Raw genomic sequence first — 15,103 nt, 5'->3', positions numbered from 1 at the left:
CGTCAGTTCATGCCGACGCACCATGACCGACTCATGCCCGGAACGGCAGCAGATCCACCACCCGGGCAAGAGCCATCAGACACGGCCTAGTGCTGTGGCCGCAAACCGTTCCGGTCACAGCACCAGGGCCTGTCCGGGCGACGGACCGTCAGCGCGACGCGGGGGCCAGCTCCTCGGCCAACTGCCGCACCAGCGGGGTCCGGTAGGCCGCCGCCACCTGCTCCAGCCAGGCCACCTCGGCGTCCAGGTCGTCGTCGGCCGGCCCCGCCCCGGGGGGACGGCCCGGCGACTTCGGACCGTCACCCGGCGCCGCCCGCTTCAGGGCGCACCGCAGTGACACCGCCTCCACGGAGGCGTCCAGCGTCCCTCCCGACAGACCCTCGGCGGCCAGTGCGGCCCGGGCCGCTTCCCGTACCTCCCCGCTGTCGAAGGAACCCACCGCCAGGGCGCCGTCCCTGATCTCGATGACGTACCGGTACAGCAGGACGTCCGGATCCTTCTTCAGCTCGGAGGGCAGCGAGAGCATCACCTCGGGCGCCGCCTCGCGCAGCGCCGACCACAGCGGACGGATCCTCGCGAGGCGGCCGCGGACCCGCCGGAGCCGGACCCGTTCGGCCAGGCTCGGCCAGGCCACCCCGAGGATCAGCAGGAGCAGCGCGCAGGCCAGCAGCAGCTGGGTGGTGGCCACGACGGCCGAGTTGCGGAACCAGCCGGGTACGACCGACTGCACCGCCAGATACGCCACGCGGTGGCACACGTAGAGGAGCCCGGCGACACTTCCCGCGCCGATCAGCCGGAGCGAGGTGAGCAGCGAACCCGAGGCCGCCTGACCGCCGTAGCGCAGGCACATCGAGGCGCAGTTCGTGAGACCCCATCCGAGATAGAGCGTCACGATCCCCCAGTACGCCAGGGACCAGCCGGTCGTCGCCTGCGTCAGCAGGTCCTCGTCGCCGTCCGGACGCGGCATCATGGCGAACACGAGCACCAGCGCCGGCCCGGCCACCGTCAGCCAGCGCACCGGGGAGGACAGCCTCCGCCGGTCGCCGGTGGTCTGGTGGACGAACTCGATCAGGCAGGCCGCGGCGGCCAGTGTGAGCAGATGGACGATCAGATTCGTGCCGCTGGCCACGCCCAGCAGGCCGTCGATGCCCCGCCGGACACCGGGCACCCCGGCCACGGTCGCCGCCGTCACCAGGGACAGGGCGCCCCACAGCGACCGCTCCCGCAGTCCGCCGGCCAGCGCACCCCGCCCCATCCAGGCCGTACCGAGCGTCAGCGGACCGACCAGCGCCAGATCGAAGGCGCGCACCGCGCTCATGCCCCGCGCCCCAGGCCGAGGGCGTCACCCAGCCGGCCGAGAACCCCGGCGGCCCGCGACGAGGCGTCCCGGCCGGCCACCGGGCGGCTCCGGCCGTGACTGCTCATCAGTGTCGCCAGCAGCTCCGCCTGTTGCTCCTCGACGGCCGAGTAGTCGGTGCGTCCCCTGGCGAGCATGCGGTTCACCATCGCCGGGTCGAGATGGGGGAAGAGGCCGGGCGGAAGGGATCGGTCCCCTTCCTGCTGCTGTCCGTGGTCGAGCAGCATGTGCGCCAGTTCGTGCAGGATGATGTGGGTTTGGTGCACGCGGCTGGTGGCGGCCTCGTAGAAGACGATGTCGGAATCACCCAGGCTCAGCCAGAGACCGCACACGCCCGCGACGGAACCGGCCGTATCGGGCAGCGGGAGCAGGTGGAGGGGGCGTCCGCGCCGGTCGGAGACCGAACGGCAGAGCCGCTCGACGTCCAGCGGACGGGCTATCTCCAGCTCATCGAGGATCTCCGTGAACCGGACATCGACGGCCGACCAGTTCTCGTGCTGCACAGATCCCCCCGCCGCGCGGCACGCACCCTCCCGGGCGGGCGGACGCGTGACTTTTCGCGGGAAGTCTATGCACCGTCACTGACAGGGGTTCATCCGGACGTCTCGGGCGGCCGCCCGGCGCCGCCCTCCGGGGCGTCGGCCACCCGGGCGGCGCGTTCCACGAGGGTGCGCACCAGGTCGAGTCCGTGAGCGGAAGACGTCGCCACCGTGGCGGCACGCAGCGCCACGGACCGTACGTCGTTGGCCCTGATGGCGTTGAGGAGACCCAGTTGCGCCATGGTCTGGGTGGCCACGTCGTCGTCGACGAAGTAGGCGGTCGGCACCCCGAAGAAGCGGGCGAGGGCCCGGAGCGTCCCGATGGTCGGGTTGGGGACCTTGCCGTTCGCGAGCATGGAAAGCCGGCCGACCGAGAGCGTGGTGTCCCCGGCGCCGCCGTCCTCCCGGATGCCGTCCACCACCTCCTGCAGCGTGTGGCGGCGGCCGAGCGGCTGCACGTGGGCGAAGAGGTATTCGAGACGGACAGCGAGACGCTGCGCCTCGGCCGGTTGCTCGTCCGGGGATGCGCTCATGTCAGCTGTGCGGTCGCTGTCGTCCACCGCGCCCTTGCCTCTCGCCGTCACCTGTCTCCGGGAAGTATTCCGCAAGGAGGGCGCCCGCGGACCGGCCTGGTGCGGCGAGAGCCGCGGAAACCGGAAACGGGCGGCAGTCCGGGTCTCCCCGGCCTGCCGCCCGCCATTCCCCCGTTGTCCCCCGTTGCTCCCCGCTGTCCCCCGTCAGCGAGGCTCCGGTTCAGCGAACCGCGAGCTTGACGGCCTCGATGGCGCGGTTCTGGCCGACGGTGCCGACACCCACGCCGGTGTGGTAGCCGGACCAGCCGGTCCAGCCGTGGTTCTCGATGTGGCCGTCGATGGCGACGCCGGTGCTCACCGTGATCTCGATGGCCTCGATCTGCAGGCCCAGGCCCTCGGTGCCCAGGGCGATGGTCTGGTTGTCGTCAGCGCACTGCCACTTGTCCGGCCAGCCCAGGTTCTGGACGTGGGCACGCGCGCAGAGACGGCCGGTGCCGACCTTGGCGATGAGCAGCTTCTCCAGGTGCTGGTTCTTGCCTTCGGTGCCGGCGATCTCGCCGTTGCACCTGGGCGTCTGCCAGCCCTCGTTCTGGACATGGGCCTGGTAGCAGATCCCGGCGCCCGAGGTCGCCGCCAGAGCGCTGTCGATGCTCGACGTCGCGGCGCCGGCCGGCGAGGCGACGGCTACGGAGGCGACGGTGAGCGCGACGGTGGCGAAGACGGCGGAAAGCGGCTTGAGCATGGGACCCCCCAGGTCGGCGACCGGGCGGCGGCTGCTGCCCGGGTGGTCCTCATATTCGTCAGGCACCCCGGTGTTGGTCAACGTTTAATGAACTCCGCAGTGCGTCGTTTTGCGTCATCTGCTCCGGTATCGGCCAGAAGATGGGGCGATTTTCGGCTTGGCCGTCGCGCATCTTGGCGTGATCGCGCAGGTTGATTTCACTAAAGGACAACTGCGGTGAAGGTGAAGGACGCCATCCGCAGGCCGGGAACCGGGGAGAAGTCCGGGCCGCGGGCGAAACCCAGCCGGGTGTACAGGGCCACGGCGGGTACGTTCGCCGCTCCCGTCGTCACGGTGACGGGGCGCCCGGCCAGGACGTCGGTCAGTACGTGGTCCAGCAGCAGGGAGGCGATGCCGCGGCGGAACCAGGCCGGGGCCACGCACAGGCGGTCGATGCAGACGCTGCCGTCCTCCTCTTCCTCCCACGCGAGGAATCCGGTGATCTCGCCCGCCCCGGACAGCGCCCCGATCCAGTGCAGCGGCCGTGCCCGCAGCTCCGCGAGGCTCTCGCTCAGCGCGGGGATGCCGTCGAAGCCGATCAGCTCCGCCTCGACCGCGTACGCGGCCAGTCCTATGCGGTGGACGGCGGCGGCGGTCGCGTCGTCGGTCAGGTCCAGCGGGCGGATCAGCGGGTTCGGCACGGGTCCCCTTCGGGCGGCGGCGGGAGGACCCCACGCTACTCGGAGCCGCCGGGACCGGCCCGCCGCAGGCCCGGGCCTGAACCGTTTAGCGGCGCGGCCACTCCGCTCGGTACGATTCAGGCGCGCAGTGTTCGCTCGCGCACCCCCTGAGGCAGGAGAGACCGGTGTCAGACGTCCGTGTGATCATCCAACGCGATTCCGAGCGGGACGAGCGCGTGGTGGCCACGGGCACTACGGCGGCGGAGCTCTTCGCCGGCGAGCGCACCATCGTGGCCGCGCGCGTCGCCGGCGAGCTGAAGGACCTCGCGTACGAGGTGAAGGACGGCGAGACCGTCGAGCCGGTGGAGATCTCCTCCGAGGACGGCCTGAACATCCTGCGCCACTCGACCGCGCACGTCATGGCGCAGGCCGTGCAGGAGCTCTTCCCCGAGGCCAAGCTGGGCATCGGCCCGCCGGTCCGGGACGGCTTCTACTACGACTTCGACGTGGCCAGGCCCTTCACCCCCGATGACCTCAAGACCATCGAGAAGAAGATGCAGGAGATCCAGAAGCGCGGGCAGAAGTTCGCCCGCCGCGTGGTCTCCGACGAGGCGGCCCGCGAGGAGCTCGCCGACGAGCCGTACAAGCTGGAGCTCATCGGCATCAAGGGTTCGGCCTCGACCGACGACGGCGCGAACGTCGAGGTGGGCGCCGGCGAGCTGACCATCTACGACAACCTCGACGCGAAGACCGGCGAGCTGTGCTGGAAGGACCTCTGCCGCGGTCCCCACCTGCCCACCACCCGCAACATCCCGGCCTTCAAGCTCATGCGCAACGCGGCCGCCTACTGGCGCGGCAGCGAGAAGAACCCGATGCTCCAGCGCATCTACGGCACCGCGTGGCCCTCGAAGGAGGAGCTGAAGGCGCACCTCGACTTCCTCGCCGAGGCCGAGAAGCGCGACCACCGCAAGCTGGGCAACGAGCTCGACCTCTTCTCCGTCCCGGACGAGATCGGCTCCGGCCTCGCCGTCTTCCACCCCCGCGGCGGCATCATCCGCCGCACGATGGAGGACTACTCGCGCCGCCGGCACGAGGAGGAGGGCTACGAGTTCGTCTACTCCCCGCACGCCACCAAGGGCGCCCTCTTCGAGAAGAGCGGGCACCTGGACTGGTACGCGGAGGGCATGTACCCCCCCATGCAGCTCGACGGTGGTACCGACTACTACCTCAAGCCCATGAACTGCCCGATGCACAACCTGATCTTCGACGCGCGCGGCCGGTCCTACCGCGAGCTGCCGCTGCGCCTGTTCGAGTTCGGCACCGTGTACCGCTACGAGAAGTCGGGCGTCGTGCACGGCCTGACCCGCGCCCGGGGCTTCACCCAGGACGACGCGCACATCTACTGCACCCGCGAGCAGATGGCGGACGAGCTCGACCGCACGCTCACCTTCGTCCTGAACCTGCTGCGCGACTACGGTCTGACCGACTTCTACCTGGAGCTGTCGACCAAGGACCCGGAGAAGTTCGTCGGCTCGGACGAGGTCTGGGAGGAGGCCACCTCGGTCCTCCAGCAGGTCGCCGAGAAGCAGGGCCTCCCGCTGACCCCCGACCCGGGCGGCGCGGCCTTCTACGGCCCGAAGATCTCCGTGCAGGCGCGGGACGCGATCGGCCGTACCTGGCAGATGTCGACCATCCAGCTCGACTTCAACCTGCCGGAGCGCTTCAACCTGGAGTACACCGCCCCGGACGGCTCCCGCCAGCGCCCGGTCATGATCCACCGCGCGCTGTTCGGCTCGATCGAGCGCTTCTTCGCGGTCCTGCTGGAGCACTACGCGGGCGCCATGCCGCCGTGGCTCGCCCCGGTCCAGGCCGTCGGCATCCCGATCGGCGACGGGCACGTGGAGTACCTCCAGGAGTTCGCCGCCGAGGCGAAGAAGAAGGGCCTGCGGGTCGAGGTGGACGCCTCCTCCGACCGCATGCAGAAGAAGATCCGCAACCACCAGAAGCTCAAGGTCCCGTTCATGATCATCGTCGGCGACGAGGACATGGCCGCGGGCACGGTCTCCTTCCGCTACCGCGACGGTTCGCAGGAGAACGGCGTCCCGCGTGACGAGGCGCTGGCGAAGCTGGCCAAGGTCGTCGAGGACCGCGTCCAGGTCTGATCGCGGACGCGCGGCCGAGCCGTACCGAGGGGCCCCCGGAAAGAGATCACTTTCCGGGGGCCTTCCTCGTACGCGCAGGCGAGGTCATATGCTGCATGCCATGACGATTCAGCCGGAGCAGCAGATCGGTGTGGGCACGCAGGACGCGTTCCAGCGCCTGTGGACGCCTCACCGGATGGCGTACATCCAAGGGGAGAACAAGCCGACCGGCCCGGAGGCCGGGGACGGCTGCCCCTTCTGCGGGATTCCGGAGATGACCGACCAGGACGGCCTGGTGGTGGCCCGGGGCAAGCATGTGTACGCCGTGCTGAACCTGTACCCGTACAACGGCGGGCACCTGATGGTCGTCCCGTACCGGCACGTCGCCGACTACACCGAGCTCGACGGCCCCGAGACGGCCGAGCTCGCGGACCTCACCAAGCGGGCCATGATCGCGCTGCGCAAGGCGTCCGGGGCACACGGTTTCAACATCGGCATGAACCAGGGCGCGGCCGCCGGCGCGGGCATCGCCGCCCACCTGCACCAGCACATCGTGCCCCGCTGGGGCGGGGACACGAACTTCATGCCGGTCGTCGGCCACACCAAGGTGCTGCCCCAACTGCTCGCGGAAACGCGGCAGATGCTCGCGGACGCCTGGCCCACGGACTGACGGACGCCCGGCCCGCGCGCTGTCGCCGGCCGGGCGCCCTGCCCGACCGGCGGGGCGGGTCCGGCTACGCGTCGTACACGTCCGCCTTGCGCGGCGCGGGTTCCTGGATGAGGCCGCTCATGATCGAGGACCGGTTGGTGAAGCGGTCGGTGTCGACGCCGTTCTCCTCCAGGACCTTGAAGGTGGCGGCGTGCACCGACCTCAGGACCGGGGCCACGGTGCGCAGCGCGTCATCGGCCATGAAGCGGTGGCGCCACATCGAGTTCGCCCAGACGTGGCGCAGGCCGAAGGGCTCGGGCAGGACCAGTTTGCCGCCGAGGAAGTCGAGGACCGGCGGGTACCAGGTCAGCGGGGCCCGCACGGCGAGGCGTACCACCTCCTGGGTGGTGACCAGCGGGAGCGGGCGCTCCACGGTCTCCCAGAAGCGGATGCTCTTGGGCACCTCCACCACCGGGGCCTTGGACTTCGTGGTGAACAGTCCGTGCACGGGGCCCAGGGCGTGCGCGGTGACGTCCACGCGCAGCGTCTTGTAGAGCACGGTGACGGTCACCAGCATGGTGATGACGAGCTGGCCGTCCCAGAGCGGGTACTGGATGCCGAGGTAGTGCCGGTTTCCCGCGCTGAACTGCTGCTCGTTGCAGATGCGGGTGATCTCGTGCGGCTTGATGAGGAAGGTGTCGGTGTTCTCGCCGGTGGGGCGGGCCACCTCGGCGGCGCCCTCGCCGACCGGGGTGACGATCCAGTGCTGGATGGCGGCGGGCGGGAACCCGCCGGTGTGCAGGGGGCCGCGTTCCAGCTTGCGGAGCTGGGTGTCGATCGCGCGTATGACGTCCCAGCTGCGGAACGGGTGGATCTCGGCGCCCTCGGCCTTGGGGGACAGCTCCTCGGCCATCTGCCAGCTGCCCCAGCGGGTGCCCATGCCGAGGATGCCCTTGGGGCCCGCGTAGAAGACGTGGTTGCTGCGGTCCTCCGCGGTCAGCTTGGCCAGCTGGTGGCGCAGGTCCTCGCGGGCCTTCTCGTCGGGGTTGCCGGGCACCGCCTCCGGGATCTTGGCGCCGATGCCGTCCCCGTCCAGCAGCCCGTCCCAGCGGGAGCGCAGGTCGGCGGCGGTGGACTCGCAGAGGCGGCGGGCGAGCAGCCAGCCCAGCGCCGGGGCGATGATCATGCCGCGGAGGTAGAGGCCGAGGAAGCCGGTGAACGGCAGCCTGAACATCAGGACGGCCACCACGATGCCCACGCCCACCAGGACCGCGGTGCCGATCCACGAGGAGCGCTTGCCCTCGCCGGAGGACAGGGACTTGCGGAGCTGGAACAGGCCCAGCCACAGCAGCAGGCCGGGCAGGAAGAGCACCCCGCAGACCAGCATGATCAGGCGGAGCTTCTGGTCACGCTCCTTGCGGATGCGGGACGCGGCCAGGCAGTGCTCGACGACGGTCTGCGGATCGGCGCCGAAGGACTGGATGAGCGGTTTGCGGGCCGCGCCGAGGGTGCGGGCCTCGACGGCCCGGCAGAAGGCCTCGCCGAGGTTGGGCTCGAAGAGGGAGATCTTGGGCGGCTTCACCGTGGCGGGGTGGTTCTCGCTGTTGGCCCCGAGTATGGAGGCCAGATCGGTGTCCTTCGCGCCGTCCCGGTACGCGGCGGAGGCCAGTGCGTTGGTCGCCGCCGTCTGGCCGCCGCCCCCCTGGAGCGGAATCTGCGCCCCGGGCCTGAAGTCGAATCCGTCGTCCGCCACCGCTGCCCCCATCGCTGTGCGTTCGTGCTCAATTGGTGCGCCGATGAGCCTATCGGCGGATCCCGCCCCATGGTCATGGGACAGGGAAATGCCGCCCACCGCAAGCTGGTTGGGTGGGCGGCGGCCGCCGCCCCCGCCGGCGGCCTCCGTACGGCTATGTCAACTAGCTTCCCTTCTCCGCCTGTTCGCGCACCTTGTCCGCGATCTGAGGGGGCATCGGCTCGTGGCGGGCGTAGGACCGGGCGAAGCGGCCGGTGCCGTGCGAGACGGAGCGCAGCTCGATGGCGTAGCGGCCGATCTCGATCTCGGGGATCTCGGCCCGGACCCGGGTCCGCCCGGATCCGGCCTGCTCGGTGCCCACGACGCGGCCGCGGCGGCCTGCGAGGTCGCTCATGACGGGGCCGACGTACTCGTCGGGCACCAGGACGGAGAGCTCGGCGACGGGTTCGAGGAGGTGGATGGCGGCCTCGGCGGCGGCCTCGCGCAGGGCGAGGGCGCCGGCGGTCTGGAAGGCGGCGTCGGAGGAGTCCACCGAGTGGGCCTTGCCGTCGAGGAGGGTGATGCGGACGTCGACCAGCGGGTAGCCGGCCGAGACCCCGCGGGCGGCCTGGGCGCGTACGCCCTTCTCCACGGACGGGATGAACTGCCGGGGCACGGAGCCGCCGACGACCTTGTCGACGAACTCGATGCCGCTGCCGGGCGGGAGCGGCTCGACCTCGATCTCGCAGATCGCGAACTGGCCGTGGCCGCCGGACTGTTTGACGTGGCGGCCGCGTCCGGCGGCCTTGGCGCCGAAGGTCTCGCGCAGGCTCACCTTGTGCGGTACGGGGTCCACCTGGACCCCGTAGCGGGTGCGCAGCCGCTCCAGGGCGACGTCCTGGTGGGCTTCGCCGAGGCACCACAGGACGACCTGGTGGGTGTGCGGGTTCTGCTCCAGCCGCATGGTCGGGTCCTCGGCGACCAGCCGGGCCAGGCCCTGGGAGAGCTTGTCCTCGTCGGCCTTGCTGTGGGCCTCGATGGCGAGGGGGAGCAGCGGGTCGGGCATGGTCCAGGGCTCCATCAGGAGCGGGTCGTCCTTGGCGGAGAGGGTGTCGCCCGTCTCGGCGCGGGTGAGTTTGGCCACGCAGGCCAGGTCGCCGGCGATGCACCGGGTGAGGGTGCGCTGCTGTTTGCCGAAGGGGGAGCTGAGGGCGCCGATCCGCTCGTCGACGTCGTGGTCCTCGTGCCCGCGGTCGGCGAGCCCGTGCCCGGAGACGTGGACGGTCTCCTCGGGCAGCAGGGTGCCGGAGAAGACCCGGACGAGGGAGACGCGGCCGACGTAGGGGTCCGAGGAGGTCTTGACGACCTCGGCGAGCAGGGGGCCGTCGGGGTCGCAGGTGACCTCGGGGCGGGCGGCGCCGTCGGGGGCGGTGACGGTGACGGGGGCGCGTTCCAGCGGCGTGGGGAAGCCGCCGGTGACCAGTTCGAGGAGTTCCACGGTGCCGAGGCCCTGGCGGGCCCCGTCGGCGGCGGGGGCGGCCATCAGGACCGGGTGGAAGGTGCCGCGGGCGACGGCGCGCTCCAGGTCGTCGACGAGGGTCTTGAGGTCGATGTCCTCGCCGCCGAGGTAGCGGTCCATGAGGCCCTCGTCCTCGCTCTCGGCGATGATCCCCTCGATGAGGCGGGACCGGGCGTCGGTGATGAGGGCGAGCTCCGCGGGGTCCGGGTCGCGTTCGGTGCGCTCCCCGGAGGCGTACTCGTAGACCCGCTGGGAGAGCAGGCCGAGCAGGCCGGTGACGGGGGCGTGGGCGTCGGCCGCGGCCGGTCCGTGCAGGGGCAGGTACAGCGGGATGACGGCGTCCGGGTCCTGCGCGCCGAAGATCTCGCCGCAGACGGTGGCCATCTGGGTGTAGTCGGCGCGCGCTGCCTCCAGATGGGTGACGACGATGGCGCGGGGCATGCCGACGGCCTCGCACTCGTCCCAGACCATGCGGGTGGCCCCGGAGAGGCCTTCGGCGCCGTCCGCGGCCGAGACGACGAAAAGGGCCGCGTCCGCTGCGCGCAGACCGGCCCTGAGTTCCCCGACGAAGTCGGCGTATCCGGGGGTGTCCAGAATGTTGATCTTGATCCCGCCCCATTCGACGGGGACGAGGGAGAGCTGGACGGAGCGCTGTCGCCGGTGCTCGATCTCGTCGTAGTCCGAGACGGTGGCGCCGTCCTCGACCCGGCCCGCCCGGTTGACCGCGCCCGCGGTCAGGGCGAGGGCTTCGACCAGCGTGGTCTTGCCGGATCCGCTGTGGCCGACCAGCACGACGTTCCGTACGGAGGACGGTCGGTCGGCCGTCAGTGCCCTGCCGGCGGCTCCGGCTTGGTGAGATGTGGCTCCCATGGTTCTCGTGCCTCCCGGTCGTGACGGTGAGGAGGGGGTGCGTCGAAGGGGAATACGCGGTTCTTCGAGCTTTGCACTGGTGTCACACCGCGTCCATACGTCGTACCGGTGGTGTACGGGAGAGGGCCCCGGGGCGGTCCGCGACGTGAAGTACGTCTTACGTGGCCCGAACCGGTGGGTGCGCGGCGTCCGGGCGGCGGCGCGCTGGCTACGATGGGCCAGCCGGTGGCCGTGGTGGCCGTGCGGCCCAGCGACCCTCCGGGAAGGCCATGCTGAACAAGTACGCGCGTGCATTCTTCACGCGTGTTCTCACGCCATTCGCCGCTTTTCTGCTCCGGCGGGGGGTGAGCCCGGACGCGGTCACCCTGATCGGCACGGCCGGAGTGGTGGCGGGAGCGCTGGTCTTCTTCCCCAGGGGCGAGTTCTTCTGGGGCACGATCACCATCACCCTCTTCGTCTTCTCCGACCTGGTGGACGGGAACATGGCCCGCCAGGCCGGTGTCTCCAGCCGGTGGGGCGCCTTCCTCGACTCCACCCTCGACCGGGTGGCCGACGCGGCGATCTTCGGCGGACTGGCGCTCTGGTACGCCGGCTCCGGCAACGACAACGTGCTCTGCGCGGTGACGATCTTCTGCCTGGCCAGCGGCCAGGTGGTCTCGTACACGAAGGCGCGCGGGGAGTCGATCGGGCTGCCGGTGGCCGTCAACGGGCTCATCGAGCGGGCCGAGCGGCTGGTGATCTCGCTGGTCGCGGCCGGTCTGTCCGGGCTCCAGACCTTCGGGGTGCCGTCCTGGATCGGGGTGCTCCTGCCGGTCGCCCTGTGGGTCGTGGCGGTGGGCTCGCTGGTCACGCTGATCCAGCGGGTGGTCACCGTGCGCCGTGAGTCGGCCGAGGCCGACGCGGCCGCGGCCGCCGCCGAGGGTGGCGCCGCCTGATGGGCAAGGCACAGGACAAGCTGGTCGACGGGCTCTACGGGCTCGGCTGGGCCGGCGTCAAGAAGCTCCCCGAGCCCGCGGCGGTGGCCCTCGGCCGCCGGATCGCGGACTTCGCGTGGAAGCGGCGCGGCAAGAGCGTGCTGCGGCTGGAGTCCAATCTGGCCCGGGTGGTACCGGACGCGGGCCCGGAACGGCTGCGCGAGCTGTCGCAGGCGGGCATGCGCTCGTACATGCGGTACTGGATGGAGTCCTTCCGGCTGCCCACCATGGACCCGCGGCGGTTCGGCGTGGACGTCGAGATGAAGGACGACCACATCCTGCGCGAGGCCCTGGCCTCGGGGCGCGGGGTCGTCGTCGCCCTGCCGCACCTGGCCAACTGGGACCTCGCCGGGGCCTGGGCCATCGGCCACATCGGCGTGCCGTTCACCACGGTCGCCGAGCGGCTCAAGCCCGAGAGCCTCTACGACCGCTTCGTGGCCTACCGCGAGAGCCTGGGCATGGAGGTGCTGCCGCACAGCGGGGGCGCCGCCTTCGGCACCCTCGCCCGCCGGCTCCGCTCCGGCGGCCTGGTCTGCCTGGTCGCGGACCGGGACCTGTCGGCCTCCGGGGTCGAGGTGGACTTCTTCGGCTCCACGGCGCGCATGCCGGCCGGGCCGGCGCTGCTGGCCCAGCAGACGGGGGCGGTCCTGCTCCCGGCGACCCTCTACTACGGGGACACGCCGAAGATGTACGGCCGCATCCACCCCGAGGTGGAGGTGCCGAAGACGGGTACCAGGACCGAGAAGACCACGGTCATGACCCAGGCCGTCGCGGACGCGTTCGCGTGGGGCATCGCCGAGCACCCGGAGGACTGGCACATGCTGCAGCGGCTGTGGCTGGACGATCTGACCGACCAGGGGGAGCGCCCGTAGTGAAGATCGGCATCGTGTGCCCGTACTCGTGGGACGTGCCGGGCGGCGTCCAGTTCCACATCCGGGACCTGGCCGAGCACCTGATCCGGCTCGGCCACGAGGTGTCGGTACTGGCCCCGGCGGACGACGAGACCCCGCTGCCGCCTTACGTGATCTCGGCGGGGCGGGCGGTGCCGGTGCCGTACAACGGCTCGGTGGCCCGGCTGAACTTCGGCTTCCTCTCGGCGGCCAGGGTGCGGCGCTGGCTGCACGACGGCACCTTCGACGTGATCCACATCCACGAGCCGGCCTCGCCCTCGCTGGGGCTGCTGTCCTGCTGGGCCGCGCAGGGGCCGATCGTGGCCACCTTCCACACCTCGAACCCGAGGTCGCGGGCGATGATCGCCGCGTACCCGATCCTCCAGCCGGCGCTGGAGAAGATCAGCGCGCGGATCGCCGTGAGCGAGTACGCGCGGCGCACGCTGGTCGAGCACCTCGGCGGTGATGCGGTGGTGATCCCGAACGGCGTGGACGTGGGCTTCTTCGCGTCGGCCGAGCCCAAGGCGGAGTGGGGCGGGCAGACCCTCGGCTTCATCGGCCGCATCGACGAACCGCGCAAGGGCCTGCCGGTGCTGATGGCGGCCTTCCCGAAGATCGTGGAGGCCTGCCCGGAGGTACGGCTGCTGGTCGCGGGACGCGGTGACGAGGAGGAGGCGGTGGCCTCCCTCCCGGCGGACCTGCGCTCCCGCGTCGAATTCCTCGGCATGGTCTCGGACGAGGACAAGGCGCGGCTGCTGCGCAGCGTGGACGTCTACGTGGCCCCGAACACGGGCGGCGAGAGCTTCGGCATCATCCTCGTCGAGGCCCTGTCGGCGGGCGCGACGGTGCTGGCCTCGGACCTGGACGCCTTCGCGCAGGTGCTCGACCAGGGCGGGGCGGGCGAACTCTTCACGAACGAGGACCCCGACGCGCTGGCTGCGGCGGCCGTCGGCCTGCTGCGGGACCCGGCCCGGCGGGCGGAGCTGAGCGCGCGCGGCTCGGCGCACGTGCGCCGCTTCGACTGGTCCACGGTCGGGGCGGACATCCTGGCCGTCTACGAGACGGTCACGGACGGCGCGGCGGCGGTGGCCGCCGACGAGCGCGTCCCGCTCCGCACCCGCCTCGGCTTCTCGCGGGACGCCTGAGCCCGGGGGATCACCAGCCGGCGGAGACGGTCCGGTCCGGCCGCCCGCCGGGGGTGACGGTCACCTCGTGGACCGTGCCCTCCGCCGTCGTGACACGGAGCCGGTCGGACGCCGTCCACACGGCTTCGCGGAGCTCGTCGGCCGGGTCGTCGCCGTTGAACCGGCCGACCGCCCAGCGGCGCTCCAGGGGCCAGGTCCCCTCGTGGACGTAGACGTACCAGAGCGGGTCGATCATGGCCGCGCCCTCCTCCACGACCAGCCGCCGGTCGTCGCGGCCCGGCGCGGCCTCGTTCTTCGTCTCCTCGGCTCCGCCGAACATCGCCATCAGGAGGGAGGCCATCAGCAGGACGGGGATGCCGATGGTGAGCAGCAGGACGCACAGGGCCAGGCGCACCGTGGACTTCGCCAGCCCGAGCAGGACCGCCCCGGTCAGTGCCGCCAGGACGAGCCACCCCAGCAGGACGGCGTGCTCGCGGGCGCGCACGGCCAGGACGTAGCCGCCCGAGTCGCCTCCGTAGAGGAAACCGCAGGCGGCCGTCGCCAGGAGGGCGAGGGCGGCGGCCAGTAGTGCGGCGGCCAGTGGTCTGCCGTGGCGCGTGAGCTGCATGGTCCCCCCGAACGGTGTGGATCACGCAGCCTAGGGGAGCGGGCGGGACGGGGGCCAGGGGCGATGGGGGCCGGGCCGCCGCGGAGCGGTAGGGTCGCGCAGCGTGATCGAAACCCTTGTCTGGATCGCGCTGGCTCTCGGAGTCATCGGGGTCTACCTCAGCTGGACCGCCGGCCGGCTCGACCGGCTCCACTCGCGGATGGACGCCGCCCGGGCCGCGCTCGACGCCCAGCTCGTGCGGCGGGCCTCCGTGGTGGTGGAGGTCGCCACCTCCGGTGTGCTCGACCCCGCCTCCTCCCTGGTGCTGTACGAGGCCGCGCACGCGGCCCGGCAGGCCGAGGAGGAGCACCGGGAGGTCGCCGAGAGTGAGCTCAGCCAGGCGCTGCGGGCGGTGTTCGCCGACGTCGACCAGGTCGAGGTGCTGAAGGCGGCCCCCGGCGGGGCGGAGGCCACCGAGGAGCTGGCCGCGGCCGTCCGCCGGGTGCCCATGGCGCGGCGCTTCCACAACGACGCCGTACGGGCCGCCCGCGCCCTGCGCAGGCACCGCAAGGTGCGCTGGTTCCGGCTGGCCGGGCACGCCCCGTTCCCCCTCGCCTTCGAAATGGACGACGAGCCTCCGGCGGACCTGGCGGAGCGCCCCGTATAGGGCCGCGAGGGGCGGTCCAGTGCCGCAGGGGACAAGTGAAGAGGCCACCGGCTCCACATTGGCCCTTGTTGTGGACTGGTCGGTGGGGTTTCCTCGGCGG

The 15,103-nt window shown here is 71.7% G+C and carries 14 protein-coding genes; 6 read left to right on the top strand and 8 right to left on the bottom strand.

The genetic code is table 11. The features are described from left to right. Positions 1 to 148: 148 nt before the first annotated feature. From AB0D94_RS30560 to AB0D94_RS30540, 5 genes are all read right to left on the bottom strand, one after another. Positions 149 to 1,318 carry an MAB_1171c family putative transporter gene (locus AB0D94_RS30560; protein ID WP_362058342.1) on the bottom strand — a complete coding sequence of 390 codons (1,170 nt, stop codon included), beginning with the start codon at positions 1,316 to 1,318 and terminating at the stop codon, positions 149 to 151. After that, positions 1,315 to 1,860 carry a hypothetical protein gene (locus AB0D94_RS30555; RefSeq protein ID WP_362058339.1) on the bottom strand — a complete coding sequence of 182 codons (546 nt, stop codon included), beginning with the start codon at positions 1,858 to 1,860 and terminating at the stop codon, positions 1,315 to 1,317. Before AB0D94_RS30555 ends, AB0D94_RS30560 begins: the two co-directional genes overlap by 4 nt. Positions 1,861 to 1,949: 89 nt before the next feature. Further along, positions 1,950 to 2,429: a helix-turn-helix domain-containing protein gene (locus AB0D94_RS30550; RefSeq protein ID WP_362058336.1), complete on the bottom strand. Its 480-nt coding sequence runs from the start codon at positions 2,427 to 2,429 to the stop codon at positions 1,950 to 1,952. A 220-nt stretch (positions 2,430 to 2,649) separates the two neighbouring features. Continuing rightward, positions 2,650 to 3,237 carry a hypothetical protein gene (locus AB0D94_RS30545; RefSeq protein ID WP_362058333.1) on the bottom strand — a complete coding sequence of 196 codons (588 nt, stop codon included), beginning with the start codon at positions 3,235 to 3,237 and terminating at the stop codon, positions 2,650 to 2,652. 134 nt (positions 3,238 to 3,371) lie between these two features. Continuing rightward, entirely contained in the window at positions 3,372 to 3,851 is a 480-nt protein-coding gene (locus tag AB0D94_RS30540; RefSeq protein ID WP_362058330.1) for a GNAT family N-acetyltransferase, read from the bottom strand. Between the two features lie 164 nt (positions 3,852 to 4,015). Here AB0D94_RS30540 and thrS point away from each other — a divergent pair, with 164 nt between their 5' ends. Together thrS and AB0D94_RS30530 are read left to right on the top strand one after the other, a co-directional pair. Then, a complete protein-coding gene (thrS, locus tag AB0D94_RS30535) occupies positions 4,016 to 5,992 on the top strand; it encodes a threonine--tRNA ligase (RefSeq protein WP_362058327.1) in 1,977 nt (658 codons plus the stop codon). Positions 5,993 to 6,080: 88 nt separating this feature from the next. Continuing rightward, a complete protein-coding gene (locus tag AB0D94_RS30530) occupies positions 6,081 to 6,641 on the top strand; it encodes an HIT domain-containing protein (RefSeq protein ID WP_362058324.1) in 561 nt (186 codons plus the stop codon). Between the two features lie 64 nt (positions 6,642 to 6,705). On the opposite strand, the gene AB0D94_RS30525 is transcribed toward AB0D94_RS30530, so the two are convergent. Both AB0D94_RS30525 and AB0D94_RS30520 read right to left on the bottom strand, forming a co-directional pair. After that, a complete protein-coding gene (locus tag AB0D94_RS30525; RefSeq protein WP_362058321.1) occupies positions 6,706 to 8,373 on the bottom strand; it encodes a hypothetical protein in 1,668 nt (555 codons plus the stop codon). Between the two features lie 163 nt (positions 8,374 to 8,536). After that, positions 8,537 to 10,741, bottom strand: coding sequence for an elongation factor G-like protein EF-G2 (locus AB0D94_RS30520; protein WP_362058318.1), 2,205 nt, complete (start codon positions 10,739 to 10,741; stop codon positions 8,537 to 8,539). 269 nt (positions 10,742 to 11,010) lie between these two features. Between AB0D94_RS30520 and pgsA the strand changes: the two genes are divergently transcribed. From pgsA to AB0D94_RS30505, 3 genes are read left to right on the top strand one after another with little or no spacing between them, the layout of a single operon-like run. Further along, on the top strand, positions 11,011 to 11,676 hold the full coding sequence (gene pgsA / locus AB0D94_RS30515) for a phosphatidylinositol phosphate synthase (RefSeq protein WP_362058315.1): 666 nt from the start codon (positions 11,011 to 11,013) through the stop codon (positions 11,674 to 11,676). Next, entirely contained in the window at positions 11,676 to 12,587 is a 912-nt protein-coding gene (locus tag AB0D94_RS30510; protein WP_266937869.1) for a phosphatidylinositol mannoside acyltransferase, read from the top strand. Before pgsA ends, AB0D94_RS30510 begins: the two co-directional genes overlap by 1 nt. After that, entirely contained in the window at positions 12,587 to 13,750 is a 1,164-nt protein-coding gene (locus AB0D94_RS30505) for a glycosyltransferase family 4 protein (RefSeq protein WP_362058311.1), read from the top strand. The genes AB0D94_RS30510 and AB0D94_RS30505 overlap by 1 nt, the downstream gene beginning before the upstream one ends. A 10-nt stretch (positions 13,751 to 13,760) precedes the next feature. On the opposite strand, the gene AB0D94_RS30500 is transcribed toward AB0D94_RS30505, so the two are convergent. Next, positions 13,761 to 14,357, bottom strand: a complete 597-nt coding sequence (locus tag AB0D94_RS30500; protein WP_362058308.1) for a hypothetical protein — start codon at positions 14,355 to 14,357, stop codon at positions 13,761 to 13,763. A 103-nt stretch (positions 14,358 to 14,460) separates the two neighbouring features. Between AB0D94_RS30500 and AB0D94_RS30495 the strand changes: the two genes are divergently transcribed. Beyond that, positions 14,461 to 15,003 carry a hypothetical protein gene (locus AB0D94_RS30495; RefSeq protein WP_362058305.1) on the top strand — a complete coding sequence of 181 codons (543 nt, stop codon included), beginning with the start codon at positions 14,461 to 14,463 and terminating at the stop codon, positions 15,001 to 15,003. The last annotated feature ends 100 nt before the right edge of the window (positions 15,004 to 15,103 follow it).

This window comes from Streptomyces sp. NPDC048255 (assembly GCF_040652415.1).
GTDB lineage: Bacteria > Actinomycetota > Actinomycetes > Streptomycetales > Streptomycetaceae > Streptomyces.
This window is presented reverse-complemented; position numbering and strand designations above follow the sequence as displayed.

What these genes read in the sequence shown, in the direction of transcription:
- pgsA (WP_362058315.1), top strand. Translation starts at nt 11,011, where the DNA reads ATGCTGAACAAGTACGCGCGTGCATTCTTCACGCGTGTTCTCACGCCA.
- AB0D94_RS30530 (WP_362058324.1), top strand. Translation starts at nt 6,081, where the DNA reads ATGCTGCATGCCATGACGATTCAGCCGGAGCAGCAGATCGGTGTGGGC.
- AB0D94_RS30550 (WP_362058336.1), bottom strand. Translation starts at nt 2,429, where the DNA reads ATGAGCGCATCCCCGGACGAGCAACCGGCCGAGGCGCAGCGTCTCGCT.
- AB0D94_RS30520 (WP_362058318.1), bottom strand. Translation starts at nt 10,741, where the DNA reads ATGGGAGCCACATCTCACCAAGCCGGAGCCGCCGGCAGGGCACTGACG.
- AB0D94_RS30500 (WP_362058308.1), bottom strand. Translation starts at nt 14,357, where the DNA reads ATGCAGCTCACGCGCCACGGCAGACCACTGGCCGCCGCACTACTGGCC.
- AB0D94_RS30560 (WP_362058342.1), bottom strand. Translation starts at nt 1,318, where the DNA reads ATGAGCGCGGTGCGCGCCTTCGATCTGGCGCTGGTCGGTCCGCTGACG.
- AB0D94_RS30510 (WP_266937869.1), top strand. Translation starts at nt 11,676, where the DNA reads ATGGGCAAGGCACAGGACAAGCTGGTCGACGGGCTCTACGGGCTCGGC.